This window comes from Paenibacillus apiarius (genome assembly GCF_017052585.1).
GTDB lineage: Bacteria > Bacillota > Bacilli > Paenibacillales > Paenibacillaceae > Paenibacillus_B > Paenibacillus_B apiarius.
Genome location: NZ_JAFFHZ010000001.1, coordinates 1,540,092 through 1,554,009, shown reverse-complemented (window position 1 = coordinate 1,554,009; position 13,918 = coordinate 1,540,092). Strand labels below are relative to the sequence as shown.

General features: G+C 43.8%; 12 protein-coding genes. All 12 read left to right on the top strand.

The annotated features are described in order from the left end of the window. Positions 1 to 22 precede the first annotated feature (22 nt). The 12 genes from moaA to JSQ80_RS07070 all read left to right on the top strand — a co-directional run bounded on the left by moaA (position 23) and on the right by JSQ80_RS07070 (position 13,891). On the top strand, positions 23 to 1,039 hold the full coding sequence (moaA, locus tag JSQ80_RS07125; RefSeq protein ID WP_206094860.1) for a GTP 3',8-cyclase MoaA: 1,017 nt from the start codon (positions 23 to 25) through the stop codon (positions 1,037 to 1,039). Between the two features lie 386 nt (positions 1,040 to 1,425). Further along, entirely contained in the window at positions 1,426 to 1,515 is a 90-nt protein-coding gene (locus JSQ80_RS07120; protein ID WP_254912076.1) for a winged helix-turn-helix transcriptional regulator, read from the top strand. Positions 1,516 to 1,734: 219 nt separating this feature from the next. Next, positions 1,735 to 3,237 (top strand): extracellular solute-binding protein, encoded by a 1,503-nt coding sequence (locus JSQ80_RS07115; RefSeq protein WP_240463583.1) that lies wholly within the window; start codon positions 1,735 to 1,737, stop codon positions 3,235 to 3,237. After that, a complete protein-coding gene (locus JSQ80_RS07110; protein WP_206094858.1) occupies positions 3,234 to 5,018 on the top strand; it encodes a sensor histidine kinase in 1,785 nt (594 codons plus the stop codon). The genes JSQ80_RS07115 and JSQ80_RS07110 overlap by 4 nt, the downstream gene beginning before the upstream one ends. A gap of 16 nt (positions 5,019 to 5,034) precedes the next feature. Continuing rightward, the gene (locus JSQ80_RS07105) at positions 5,035 to 6,618 is read left to right on the top strand and encodes a response regulator (RefSeq protein WP_206094857.1); all 1,584 of its coding nucleotides are present in this window, start codon (positions 5,035 to 5,037) and stop codon (positions 6,616 to 6,618) included. 212 nt (positions 6,619 to 6,830) lie between these two features. Further along, on the top strand, positions 6,831 to 7,577 hold the full coding sequence (locus tag JSQ80_RS07100; RefSeq protein WP_206094856.1) for a metal ABC transporter ATP-binding protein: 747 nt from the start codon (positions 6,831 to 6,833) through the stop codon (positions 7,575 to 7,577). Beyond that, the gene (locus JSQ80_RS07095; RefSeq protein ID WP_206094855.1) at positions 7,574 to 8,434 is read left to right on the top strand and encodes a metal ABC transporter permease; all 861 of its coding nucleotides are present in this window, start codon (positions 7,574 to 7,576) and stop codon (positions 8,432 to 8,434) included. The genes JSQ80_RS07100 and JSQ80_RS07095 overlap by 4 nt, the downstream gene beginning before the upstream one ends. A gap of 65 nt (positions 8,435 to 8,499) precedes the next feature. Further along, a complete protein-coding gene (locus tag JSQ80_RS07090) occupies positions 8,500 to 9,453 on the top strand; it encodes a metal ABC transporter substrate-binding protein (protein ID WP_206094854.1) in 954 nt (317 codons plus the stop codon). A gap of 191 nt (positions 9,454 to 9,644) precedes the next feature. Beyond that, on the top strand, positions 9,645 to 10,643 hold the full coding sequence (locus JSQ80_RS07085) for a LacI family DNA-binding transcriptional regulator (protein WP_206094853.1): 999 nt from the start codon (positions 9,645 to 9,647) through the stop codon (positions 10,641 to 10,643). Positions 10,644 to 10,826: 183 nt separating this feature from the next. Next, positions 10,827 to 12,050: an ABC transporter substrate-binding protein gene (locus JSQ80_RS07080; protein ID WP_206097506.1), complete on the top strand. Its 1,224-nt coding sequence runs from the start codon at positions 10,827 to 10,829 to the stop codon at positions 12,048 to 12,050. A gap of 129 nt (positions 12,051 to 12,179) precedes the next feature. After that, on the top strand, positions 12,180 to 13,055 hold the full coding sequence (locus JSQ80_RS07075) for an ABC transporter permease subunit (protein ID WP_206094852.1): 876 nt from the start codon (positions 12,180 to 12,182) through the stop codon (positions 13,053 to 13,055). Next, positions 13,055 to 13,891: a carbohydrate ABC transporter permease gene (locus JSQ80_RS07070; protein ID WP_206094851.1), complete on the top strand. Its 837-nt coding sequence runs from the start codon at positions 13,055 to 13,057 to the stop codon at positions 13,889 to 13,891. The genes JSQ80_RS07075 and JSQ80_RS07070 overlap by 1 nt, the downstream gene beginning before the upstream one ends. Positions 13,892 to 13,918 lie beyond the last annotated feature (27 nt).

Here is a 13,918-nt window from a genome sequence, read left to right as displayed (position 1 = left end):
GAAGAGAGAGGGAGGCTGTAATATGACCATAGAACCCATGCGTGATCAGTTGCACCGACCGATACGCGATTTGCGCATTTCAGTCACCGATCGCTGCAATTTTCGCTGCACATATTGCATGCCGAAGGAAGTTTTCGGTTATGACTTTATGTTCTTGCCGAAAAATGAGCTGCTGACCTTTGAAGAGATCCATCGCGTGGCTCGACTATTCGCTTCTCTCGGTGTGAAGAAGATTCGTTTAACTGGCGGCGAACCCTTATTGCGAAGCAATTTACCGGAATTAGTCGAGATGCTTGTTCATATTGACGGGATCGAGGATATCGGATTGACTACCAATGGTCTTCTCCTGAACCAGTACGCCCAGCAATTATATGATAAGGGTCTGCGCAGATTGAACATTAGCTTGGATGCGCTGGAGCCGGAGCTTTTCGCACATATGAATGGGCGCGGGATTAAACCGGCTGCTATATTGGAAAATATTGAACATGCGAGAAAAATAGGGTTCCATATTAAAGTGAACATGGTTGTGCAAAAAGGCGTGAACGATCAAGAAATCCTGCCTATGGCAGCCTATTTCAAAGAGCAGGGAATCACGCTCTGTTTTATTGAATTCATGGATGTGGGGAACGACAATGACTGGAGCTTTGAGCGTGTTGTCACCAAAAAGGAGATTTATCAACGATTGTGCGCTGCCTACGACCTGCAACCTTTAGAGCCCCATTACTATGGGGAGGTTGCACAACGTTATCAATATACAGACTGTAAAGCCGAGATTGGCTTTATTACCTCCGTATCGGAATCGTTCTGTTCGACCTGTACGCGTGCGCGGTTGTCATCGGAGGGGAAATTTTATACCTGTCTGTTCGCTTCGCAGGGATTTGACTTGCGGGAACTGATTCGCGGAGGTGTGGCGGACCATGAAATCCTGGCCGCTATTCGCGATTTGTGGGAGAAGCGGAATGACCGCTATTCGGATGAACGTACCGAACAGACGGCGAAACAGCGAAAAAAAATAAACATGTCCTATATTGGCGGGTAGAAGAGGTTGCGGTATGACAAAGAAGGAACAACCGCTCCATATGCTCACACGCAAAGCGGTTGTTCTTATGGAATATGATTAACCTGCCCTCTGAAATCACGATTGAAAATAGTAAAATTTTCATCGAACGATAGAGCATAAACAAACAGTCCTATTATTCATGCGAATAGGACTGTTTGTTATATTCTAAATATGTAGAAGAAGAGAAATATAGTATTCGGAGATTAAAACTGACTTGCTGCTATATCCAGGTCTTTGGCCTCCATTCTTTAAGGGAAAAAAAGGGAAATAATCCCATGCCCATGATTATACATATAATAGTTTATTTTATAAATGAAGAAAAATCCAAGAAAAAAATTTTCAAGTATCGGTAAACTGAAAATAGTATAACCGGCATTAACCATAAAATGCTTGCGGAGCAATTAAAAGAGCTGGAAATGGCAGGAATTATTCATAGATATGCCTATCCAAGCTGACGTTTATCCGTGTAATCCATATATTTCAATTAATTGATTGAATAGTATTGTAAGCGATTGAGAACGTATATTATACTTTGAGATGTCACAGGGTATCGAATCAAGTCGGGGAGCCGCTCGCCAATAGGGATCATTTCGTTTAACACGATCAGTTTATATCTGTATCACGCACGTCTAATAACCGAAAGGGCGATCCTTACTATGTTATGGATCAGTAAAATGGCAAATAAACTATTTTTGCTTATTTACTTGTTTGCATTTGTGTTTTTGAGTTTTCTGTTTTTTCCCGAGCACTCCAAAGAAACGAGTTCACAAGAGAAAAATACGATTTCCATCGTTATCAATGGTTTGAGTTTTCCTTTCCCGGATGGCTTGGATGAGAATCATAATCCTTACTTAACATACATAGAAGAACAAACCGGTGTAAATGTAGATGTCTATTTACCGCCTGTAACGAGCTATGGGAACACCGTTCACGCCTTACTTTCTTCCGATGCGAACCTTCCGGATATGCTCAGTGTTTATTCTAAAATTCAGTTCTTCCGCTATGTCGCTCAGAATAAGTTAATGCCGCTTGAGGGTTGGATTGAAAAATACGGCTCGGACTTAAAGCGAGTCATACCTAAAGAGGTATGGGATCAAGTAACAATCGACGGTCATATTTATGCGATCCCGAGTGTTAATTTAGTTCATGGAAACGAACTGATGTACATCCGACAAGACTGGTTGGACAATTTGAAGCTCCCGCAGCCAGTAACGCTTGAAGATTACAAGAAGGTTATTCAAGCGTTTACGGAGCGCGATCCGGATGGCAACGGCAAGAACGACACCTTCGGCTTTACGATGATGGCAAATCTTGAGCATTCTTCTCCTTTCTTTGGCGCACATGGAGTTCAATTGGATCAATGGACTGAACGTCGCGGAGAGCTCGTCTATGCGGACATTTTGCCGGAAACGAAAGAAGCGTTATCCTTTTTGGCGGAATTATATAAACAGAAATGGATCGATCCAGATTTTCCGCTCCACACAAGAAAGACCATGTTAGAGAAAATCGCGGAGGGGAAAGTCGGCCTATTCTCCGCCGCTTGGTATGATACGCGCGGCGCGATAGCCCAAAATATGAAAAAAGACCCGAAAGCCAAGTGGATTCCTCTGGAATATCCAATTGGAAAGAACGGTGAGCAGGGGGTTAACGGAAAGACGATTTACGGATATCAGGTGGTTCCCAAGGAAAGCCTTCACGCCGGTGAGGTGATTCGCTTTTTGAATTTTATCGCGGGCAAGGGACTGACATCCTTAGTCTTTGGATTCGAGCAGCAGGTCTGGAATCGAAAAGACGGAGAAATCATCAGTGATTTTGCCGAGCATGATAAGCATGTATATAGAGGGATCTATTCTGCGTTAGTGAATGTGGACGATCGGAAGATGCTTCGATCCCGCGTCGACTCCTATGGGAAACAGTATCGTTTGTATGACAACATCCAAAGGGTTGAAAGGCATGCCATACACGACGCATTTTTGGGTTCGCCTACGCCTGCGATGCTGAAAAAATGGGGTGAACTTGCCGGGTCGCGAGAATTGTTTGTAAAAATCGTACTCGGTGTAGCTCCTTTGGAATCATTCGATGCCTATACGCAGCAATGGAAACAAAATGGAGGGAGCCAGGTTACGAAAGAAGTGAATGAATGGTACAAAGCCCATCCGCATGAGGGCGAACGATGAAATTGTTCATACGCTTATACAATAAGTTCCTGCAAAGCTCGCATATTCGCCTAACCACCTATTTCTTCATCGTGCTTCTTCCTCTAGTTGTCGTCAGCTTATACGTGAACAACCAGGCGAATCAAATTATTGTGAAACAAGCAACAGAGCAGACCCGGCAGAAGCTCGAGTCCGTAATGGTTAATCTTGAATTGACCTTGCAAAATAGTGAAGTGCTAACCAACCTGATCGCGACGAATAAAAAGATAATCGAAAGCTTGGAAGTAAACGAAAATGAGTTGTCTCCGCAAACCATCGTACAGTATAGTGAATTGCTTGAGGAGCTATGGAACGTTACAGCGGTCAGCCAGATGGTCTCCCAAATATCCATTTATCATGCAGGGACCCATACGATGCTGTCCACGAAGTTCGGGGGGCGCCGCATCGGGGGAACCGAGGAACGGAAATGGCTTGCAAGTTTGGCAGCTCATTTAGATAGCGGTACGGAGTTAATGATGCCCGAACAGAAAATAGGGGGAAACCATTCATTTGGGCAGCTGATTGATAGCGATACGATCTCGTTCACACGGACCATGGATCTGTACAACATCGAGAGGAAACCAAATTTATTGATTGTCACCTTACATAAAAACAAACTCACAGCTATTCTGAAACCATTATTAGCTTCTGCTCACACTAGCGTTGTGTTGCGGGGCAGGGATGGTCATGCAATCCTGTCACCCTCAGACCGTATTCAAAGCGTATCTATCGAGGAGGCTGACAGGCTGGGAGTGAGTGTAGAATCTGCCCGGTATCCATGGACGCTGGAGATCTTTTTGCCGATTGATGAGATTTATGCGGAAACGAAGACGATGCGGCATTATACTTATTTAATTATAGCGAGCAGCTTTATGCTGGCCTTATTTATCTCGTGGGGAATTTATAATCGGATCGCATCGCCTTTATGGCAATTAAAAGATGCAATGAAAGGACTTATCGAAGGAAATTACAACATTCAGTTGGACACCGGAAGAAAAGACGAATTCGGATATCTCATGAACGGATACAATCAAATGGTCAAACATCAAAAACATCTGATTCAAGATCACTATGAACAACAGCTTCGTATAGCGCGAACGGAGCTTACCTTTCTTCAATCTCAGATTAACCCGCATTTCTTATACAATACATTGGATTCTATATATTGGACGGCCCAGAACTATGAAGCTGAAGAGATAAGCGAGATGGTATTGAATCTATCCCACTTCTTCCGGCTAAGTCTTCATAAAGGCCAGGATACATTCACGGTAGATGAAACGATGACACATCTGGATTACTACATTCGCATCCAGCAGATTAGGTTCTTGGACAGCTTCCAAGTTATATATAAGGTGCAGGAAGAATCGAAATCAATCCCCGTACTCAAGCTGCTCCTGCAACCGTTAGTGGAAAATGCGGTTATTCATGGGCTGGAACAAAAACGGCACGGGGGAGTGTTGACCATTTCGAGTGTTGTGGAGTCAGGGAAGTTAATTCTTACTGTACAAGATAACGGAGCAGGCATAAGCGAAGAACGAATTCAGTCTATTCATCAAGTCCTGAGCGAAATCGCCGGCAAAACGACGCCCCTGTCTTTTTTGGAAACGGCAGATAAAGAATTATATGGCTTAAGCAACGTCTTCTCCCGGGTCAAGATGTTCTATGGCGATCCTGCGCAAATCATATTCCAAAGTGAATTGGGCGTCGGAACAACGGTGACGCTTCTATTGCCTATTGAGAATTGCACAAACCAAAACAACTGAATAAGGGGAGAGCGATGTGAATCTTCTTATTGCGGAAGACGAAACCAGATTGCTGGAAAATTTATCACATATGCCATGGGACAAGCATGCTATTGAAATGGTGGGGACGGCGTGTAATGGAACGGAGGCTTTCATACAAATTAAGCAAAAGCAACCAGACATCTTGCTGATGGATATCCAAATGCCTGAAATGGATGGACTCACCTTGGCGCGCGAAGTTACCCGTGAATATCCGCATATCAAGATCATTATTTTGAGCGGTCATGATAATTTTAAATATGCTCAGGCGGCGATCGAACTGGGCGTATATAAATATTTGCTCAAGCCAGCGGGCGAAAGCCTCATCCTTCAGTCCGTGCGTGACGCGGCACAATGCATCCATGCCGAGTTCATCGAACGGAGCAACCGTGTCATGCTTCAGGAACAATGGACACAATACCTGCCTATCCTTCATCAACATTTTTATAAGAACTTGGTGCATGGACATTACGGACTTGAAGAGATTGAACATTGCATGAAGTCGTTAAAGCTAGAGATGGACTTGCATTCCAGCTATGCCTTAATCATTATAGATGTAGACGAACCTGCTAGCCGCATTGCTGAAGGCGGCTTGGATGCGAACAAGCTAATCCATTTGATTCGTGAATTACTGTCTGACTCCGATTATTATCTATGTAAAGATGAGAATGGCTCGACCATTGTCATAGGAAAGATCCCGGGTAAGGTAGATGTCCGCCAAGAGTTGTTTGCCATTCACACCACGATGGAAAAGCTGCTTAGAAATATCAAACAATGCCTCGATATATCTGTAAGTGCAGGAATAAGCGGGGATGCTGGCAGGCTCCATGAATTGCAGCCGTTATATGTTCAAGCGAAAAAAGCGCTGCAAAATCGTGCAGTCTACGGCGGCGGAATCGCAATCCCTTATCACGAGCCGCAGCAGATCGATGGGATGGTTCATCCTCATCATGCACATGATGACAAGCAGCTCGAGATGGCTTTGGAAACAGCAGACGAAGAGCTTGCCATGCATATGATTTCGAATATGTGGGAGGCTTCGAAGAACAACTCTGCTTCCTATGAGTCAATCATGGAGCACATGTTATATATTACGGGTGTGCTGGCGCTTTTTATACGGAAACGCGGATGGTCCATTCAAGAAGTCACCGGCACGGATTTTGCTTATCTTTATAATTTGCAATCGCTCACAATCCCGGACCGCATGTATGATGTTTTGCGCAGCGCCGTGAAAAGCATTGTGTCCTACTCTCATTGTCACGACAGAAAAGTGACTCACAGAACCGTAGAAGCTATTTTAGAGCTGTTGGAGACGGAAGTGGAACAAGAATTCACCTTGCATACGCTAGCCGATCGCTTTTACGTGAACGCTTCTTATTTAAGCCGTTTATTCAAGCAAGAAACAGGCATGTCCTTTACTTCGTATGTGCTGGAACGGAAGATGGAGCGGGCGAAGGCCGCTTTGATGAACGGGGCTAGAGTGTATGATGCGGCCTCTATGATAGGGTACCGGGATATCAGCTATTTCACTAAAATTTTCCGCAGATATTGGGGGATAACACCGGGCAGCATCAAGAAGTAAATTCAACCAGCCACTTTGTGATAAAATGTTGATTTATACATTGACCAAGCTGATTTCCTGTACTCAACAGGAGTCAGCTTTTTTTAGCACTATATGCAACTTACAAAGCCATATGTATTATATTTTTCCCTAGGGCAAAAAAGTTTAACTTGATTAAAATTATTTCCTTAGGTAAAGTATAAGTAACGGATTTGGAGAAAGGAGAACTAGATATGTCTTGTGCTTTAACAGTGAAAGATCTATATGTGTCCTACTACGGGAGTCAAGCGTTACGAGATATCAGCTTTTCGATTGAGAAGCAGAGCCTTGTTGGCATCATCGGGCCGAATGGAGCGGGGAAATCCACACTTTTAAAATCATTGTTGAAATTGATTCCGCGCGACAAAGGAGAAGTGACGATTTTAGGTCAGGAAGTGGAGCAGGTTCGCAAGCAGATTGCTTATGTGCCGCAGCGAAGCAATATTGATTGGGACTTCCCGATTTCGGTATTGGAGACGGTGCTGCTGGGTACTTATCCAAAGCTTGGAGTCTTCCATCGGCCGAAGAAAAGAGAAAGGATGTGGGCGCATGAGTGCCTGGAGAAGGTTGGGATGGAAGCTTTTGCAGAGCGGCAAATTGGCGAGCTCTCCGGCGGGCAGCAGCAGCGTGTTTTCTTGGCCCGGGCGCTTGCGCAGGAAACGGAAATCTTTTTTCTTGACGAGCCGTTCGTCGGAATTGATATTTCCAGCGAAGAAACAATTATACAAATTTTGAAAGAGTTGCGTGACAGCGGTAAAACCGTACTCGTCGTGCATCATGACTTGAGCAAATCGGACGAGTATTTTGATGAATTGGTGCTGTTGAATAAAGATCTTGTTCGTTACGGCACCGTAGAAGAAGTGATGAATCCGAAGATGATCGCCCAAGCATACGGAGGACAGCTTTCATTTTTAAGAGATATGGTGGTGACGGGCGCATGAATTTCTTCGAGGCAATTATGCAGTATGGCTTCTTGCAAAAGGCGTTAGTCACATCGATTATGGTCGGCGTTATTTGCGGCGTCATTGGTTGCTTTATTATTTTGCGGGGCATGGCTCTCATGGGGGACGCCATTTCTCATGCCGTTCTTCCGGGCGTCGCTTTATCGTATCTTTTTGGAGTCAATTATTTTTTCGGAGCGGTGCTGACCGGTGTCTTGACGGCGATTGGAATCGGCTATATTAGTCAGAACAGTAAAATCAAGAACGATTCTTCCATCGGGATTATGTTTACGTCGGCGTTTGCTTTAGGCATTATACTGATAACGATTCTCAAAAGCAGCACCGACTTATACGACATATTGTTCGGTAATGTGCTGGCTGTAAGGCCTTCTGATATGTGGATGACTTTTGGAATTGGCGCCTTAGTGCTGATAGCTGTAGTTGTATTTTATAAAGAACTGCTCGTCAGCTCATTTGACCCGACGATGTCCCAATCTTATGGGTTGCCTAACAAATTGATTCATTATTTTTTGATGACGCTGCTTACGATGGTAACGGTAGCTTCTTTGCAAACGGTGGGAATCGTGCTCGTGGTGGCCATGTTGATAACGCCAGCGTCCACTGCTTACTTATTAACGGACCGATTATGGAAAATGCTGTTTATTGCCGCAGGGTGCGGGGCGCTTTCCGCAGTTCTCGGGCTGTATATCAGCTTCCGCTTTAACTTGGCTTCAGGAGCAACCATTGTTCTGGTAGCGACGGTCCTGTTGTTTTTGGCATTCATGTTTTCACCAAAACAAGGCGTGCTATGGCGCTCGTTAAAAAGCCGCAAACAAAAAACCGCAGTCAATTACTAATTATGTATAGGGAAAAGGAGGGAGCGCAGATCATTGGTTCTCCATACGATCTGTGCGCTTGAACAATGAAAAAAAGAAATTTGCTTCTTACCGTGGTTATGGCGATTTCCATGCTCGCGCTTGCCGCTTGCGGAGGACAACCTGTGACCGAGAAGGCTTCGGAATCGAACGATAAAGAAAAATTGCAGGTTATTACAACTTACTCCATCATCTATGACATTGTTAAAAATGTAGGCGGCGATCGGCTGGATGTCCATAGTCTGGCGCCAATCGGGTCCGATCCCCATCAGTACGATCCGCTTCCTGAAGATGTGAAGAAGACAACCGATGCCGACCTTGTCTTCTATAACGGGCTGAACCTGGAAACGGGGGACGGCTGGTTTGAGAAAATGATTGAGACTGCCGGGAAAACGGGAGAAAACGCACCGGTCTTCAAAGTAAGTGAAGGAGTCCAGCCAATGTACTTGAAATCGGGGGGACACGAAGGCGAGGAAGATCCGCACGCGTGGCTGGATGTGGAGAATGGCATCATTTATACCGAAAATGTAATGAAAGCGTTGATTCAAGTCGATCCCGATCATAAGGAAACCTATGAAAAAAATGCAAACGCATATATTGAGCAATTAAAAAAATTGCATGAGTCCGTGAAGCAAAAAATGAATGAGCTCCCTAAAGAAAAGCGAATCTTGGTCAGCAGCGAAGGAGCCTTTAAATATTTCTCCAACGCTTACGGCTTCGATGCTTATTATATTTGGGAGATCAATTCCCACGATGAAGGGACTCCGGAACAATTGAAGTCGATTATCGATATTATTCGCAGTCATGACGTCAAAGCATTGTTTGTCGAGACGAGCGTCGATGCGAGAAGCATGGAAACTGTTTCTTCAGAAACGGGAGTTCCGATTGCCGGAACGATATTCACGGATTCGCTCGGCAAGCCAGGCGAAGCTGGGGATACGTATATGAAGATGATTGAATCGAACGCGGATATCATCTATAACGGACTAAAAGATAAATAGATGGATTGCCTTTCTGGATAGACCGGATGGAACAGACTGTTCCTCCGGTTTTTTTTTGCGGAATTTGCTGGTCATTCAGGATTTGGGCGGTTGTATTGACTCCATTTCCAACCATCACGTACGGATATAATATAGACTTTTTACATTTCATGCTATATTAAGATCATATCCATCACTGAAGGAGGATCCACATGATCAGTGGGTTGAAGGAAATAGCCAAGCTCGCAGAGGTCTCGGTTTCAACCGTGTCCAATGTACTGAACGGTCGCAAAAATGTAGGACAAGCGACAAGGGAACGAGTGTTGAAGATTTGCAATGAAAAGGGGTACTTTCCAAATTCATCGAACAAAGCAAGTAAAAGCAATACGATCATGTTTGTATTCAGTGACTTTGACCGTGACTATTATTTGCAAATCATAAAAGGGATTAACCATTGCCTCTTAGAAAATGGATATGATTTAGTAATATGCACGAATAAGTCCAGCGCTAATTTGATACGCGGCAATATTGCGAGCGGAATCATCAGCTTAGATCGCAATATGACCGATGATGATTTAATCTCTTTTGCAACGCCTCATTTTCCTATTGTCCTGATGGACAGACTGATTGAAGAAGAATACGCCAATACCAAAAGCGTAATCGTTGATAACTATCCGGTAATGTGTGAGATGGTGCAGGCTTTGGTTGACAATGGATATAAACAGTTTGGGTTCATTGGCGGTGTGGAATTTACCTTGGATCATAAAGAGCGCTTTGCTGGGTTTTTGGATACTTTGGCAAATAATGACGTAACATTTGACAGAAGGAATTATTTCCACGGTGATTATACGGAGAACAGCGGCTATCAGGCAGCCAAGATTATGATCTTAAGCAATGTGATGCCTGAGGTGCTGGTGTGTGCGAATGATAATATGGCCATTGGGGCGATGAAAGCATTTGAGGAAAACAACATCAGAGTGCCGGAAGATATTTCGGTTGCAGGGTTCGACAATTCCGATGCAGCGATAATGGCGGGATTAACCACCATTGCGATCCCTCGCTATGAAAGCGGGTATCTGGCGGCCAAAGAGTTGTTGGCCATGATAAAGGGTGCAACGAGCAGGGAACCAGTTAAGCTAAGCGCAACCATTCAGTGGAGAAAATCCGTGAAGCAAGTAAAAAAATACGAATTTTTATTAAAAAACAAGTGAAATTTTATGAGTTTTTTATCAATAATTTATGAAAACGTATTCATTTTTTGTTGACATGTGAAGAAAAACCCAATAAGATATTTTTGAAAGCGCTTTACTACATAAATGCATATACTTATTGGGGAGGCGTGAAAATTGAGAAAAGGTAAAAAAGGTAAACATGTATTAAGTCTATTGACCGTGATGGCTCTAGTCGCAACCTTGATCGGCTGTGGAAGTTCTGAAAGCGGCAGTTCCAGTTCTTCTACGGATTCATCAGGCCAAGAAAAATTAAAAAAAATCACCATCTTCCAATCGAAGGTTGAAATCACGGAAAAGTTGGAAAATTTAGTAAACAAATATACAGAGGAAACCGGTAACGAAGCTGAAGTATGGGGAGCTGCCGGCGACAACTACGGGACTCAATTGCAAATGAAGCTTACCAGCAATCAGGGGCCATCTATTTTCAGCATCGGAACGGGTACGGAAGCAGAAAAGTTTAAATCCTACTTTTATGATATGAGCAATGAGGAATATGTGAAGAACATTGCTCCTAATATGGCGTTAGAGATTAGTGGAAAAATTGTAGGCGTTCCTTATGGCGTAGAGGGATACGGTCTGGTCTACAACAAGGAGATGGTTGATCCGGCGGATGTGACGAACCTTGACTCTTTCACCAAGACTCTTGAGAAGTTCAAAGCGGAAGGTATAAACGGTCTTGCTCTATCACAAGAGGGATACTTCTTAATTGGACATATAATCAATACTCCATTTGCATTACAACCGGATTATCAAGACTACATTGAGAAACTGAACAACGGCGAAGTGAAGATGTCGGAGACAAAAGAGTTCCAGGAGTTCGCGAAATTTATGGATGCCATCAGAGCGTATGCGAAAAATCCGATGGAAATCAAATATGACACCCAAATGGGGGATTTTGCAACAGGTAAAACAGCGATGATTCATCAAGGCAACTGGAGCTACTCCATGCTGAAGGATTACGGGGATTTTGGTTCGAAAATCGGTATGATGCCGTTCCCGTTGGCAGGCAACGATAAGCTCACAGTCGGCGTAGCAAGCAACTGGGTAATTAATGGAACAGCGGATGCAGATGAAATCAAAGCGGCTAATGCCTTCCTGGACTGGCTGTTCAACAGTGAAACTGGCAAAAACGCGATTGTTAATGATTTTCAATTCATTCCTGCAATGACAAATATAGAAGCAGGCGATCTCGATCCATTGTCTAAAGCGGTGTATGAAGCAACAAAGAATGGTAAAACGATTCCGACAGCCAATAACTATTTCCCGGCCGGCATCATTATGAACGATTTGGCGCCTGCTGCACAAGAGTACTTCCTGAGCAAGGACATGACGGGTGAGCAGTTCCTGCAGAAGCTCGACGAAGTGTGGGCAAAAGCGTCAAAATAAACCTATATCTTTCAAAATGATAAAACAAAAGCCTAACCTTTAAGGTTGCATGCATTAGAGCGCTAGGCTTTTTGTTTTTCTTTTGTTTCTTGTGAATACTTGAACCTTACTTGAAAGAAGGGGATGGATGTGAAGAAGAGAAAGGATAAGCTTTGGTTCGTATTATTTACGTTCCCCTTGCTCTTTATCTTTACAACTGTTGTCATCATACCGTTTCTATTCGGTATTGCCTATTCCTTCGTGAAATGGGATGGCATTCCTGCTAATCCGAAAGTGTTCGTTGGTTTTGACAACTTTCTTCAATTGTTTAAAGACGAGCGATTTCTCTCATCCGCATGGCACACCGTAAAGTTTACCGTGATGGCGGTAATATCCGTCAATGTGTTGGGACTTGCATTTTCGCTGTTCGTGACCACCAAGCTGCGTGTAAGAAATGTGGCGAGAACGTTGTTCTTTATGCCTAACCTTATCGGCGGTTTAATACTTGGATATATATGGCAATTTATTTTTACCGATGTGTTTGGTTATTTAGGGCAATCAACAGGGCTGGACGGCATATTCTTCAACTGGCTGCTTGATCCTCAGTTCTCCTTATACGCAATCGTAATCGTCTTTACTTGGCAGGTGGCTGGCTATACGATGATTATCTATATTGCCGGTCTCCAAGGGATTCCAGATGAGCTTGTTGAAGCGGCCAAGGTGGATGGAGCGAATGTGTGGCATAGATTGACCAAGATTACCTTACCGCTGCTTATGCCTGCTTTCACCATCTGTCTCTTTTTGACGCTGTCTGGCGCATTCAAAATTTACGACGTCAACTTGTCTCTGACTAGAGGGGGACCTAATAACGCTACGGAAATGTTTGCAATGAATATTTACAATGAAATATTCGCCTATGGCAATTACGGGCTGGGTCAAGCCAAGGCTGTTATATTCTTTCTCGTGGTAGCTGTATTCACCTTGACTCAAGTTGTTATGACGAAAAAGAGAGAGGTGCAATATTAATGAGAAAACCAAGCAGGCTATTACTCGAAATATTGCTTCTCGTCCTTGCCGTCATATTCCTCTCGCCGATATATATGATGGTGGTCAACTCTTTCAAAAACCGTGCGGAACTATATGAAAATGCGCTGGCCTTCCCTACTTCCTTCAGCTTTCAATTCTATAAAGAAGCCATGCAAAAAATGAACTTCTTCACGGCTATCGGCAACTCTTTATATGTAACGATTGTTTCTGTCTTGCTCATCATCGTATTGGCTTCGATGACGGCATGGATGCTCGTAAGATCCGACAATAAGCTAAGTAAAATCATCTTTATGACGTTGGTTGCGACGATGCTGATTCCTTTCCAAACCTTGATGATGCCCTTGATGCAGGTGATGGACTGGATTCGCACCAATCTGCATCTTGCAATGCTGAATACGCATGAAGGCTTAATCTATATGAACGTAGGATTTGCTTCGGGTATGGCCGTTTTCCTGTATCACGGCTTTATCAAATCGATTCCGATTGATTTGGAGGAAGCGGCGACGATCGACGGCTGCGGCAAATTCGGCGTCTTTTGGCGAATCGTATTTCCAATGCTGAAAAACATTACGATAACGGTTGCCATATTGAATGTGATCGCGCTGTGGAATGACTACCTTCTTCCGTCATTAACATTGGCCGACAAAGGTCTGCGCACGATTCCGTTGTCGACCTTCTATTTCTTCGGAGAGTTCACCATTGTATGGAATCAGGCGATGGCGGGATTAACGTTAACAATTATTCCAGTTGTCATTTTTTATATGTTGGCACAAAAATACATTATTAAGGGTATTGCATCAGGCGCAGTCAAATAAGAACGCAAGAGAGGGGGATCAGAGCAT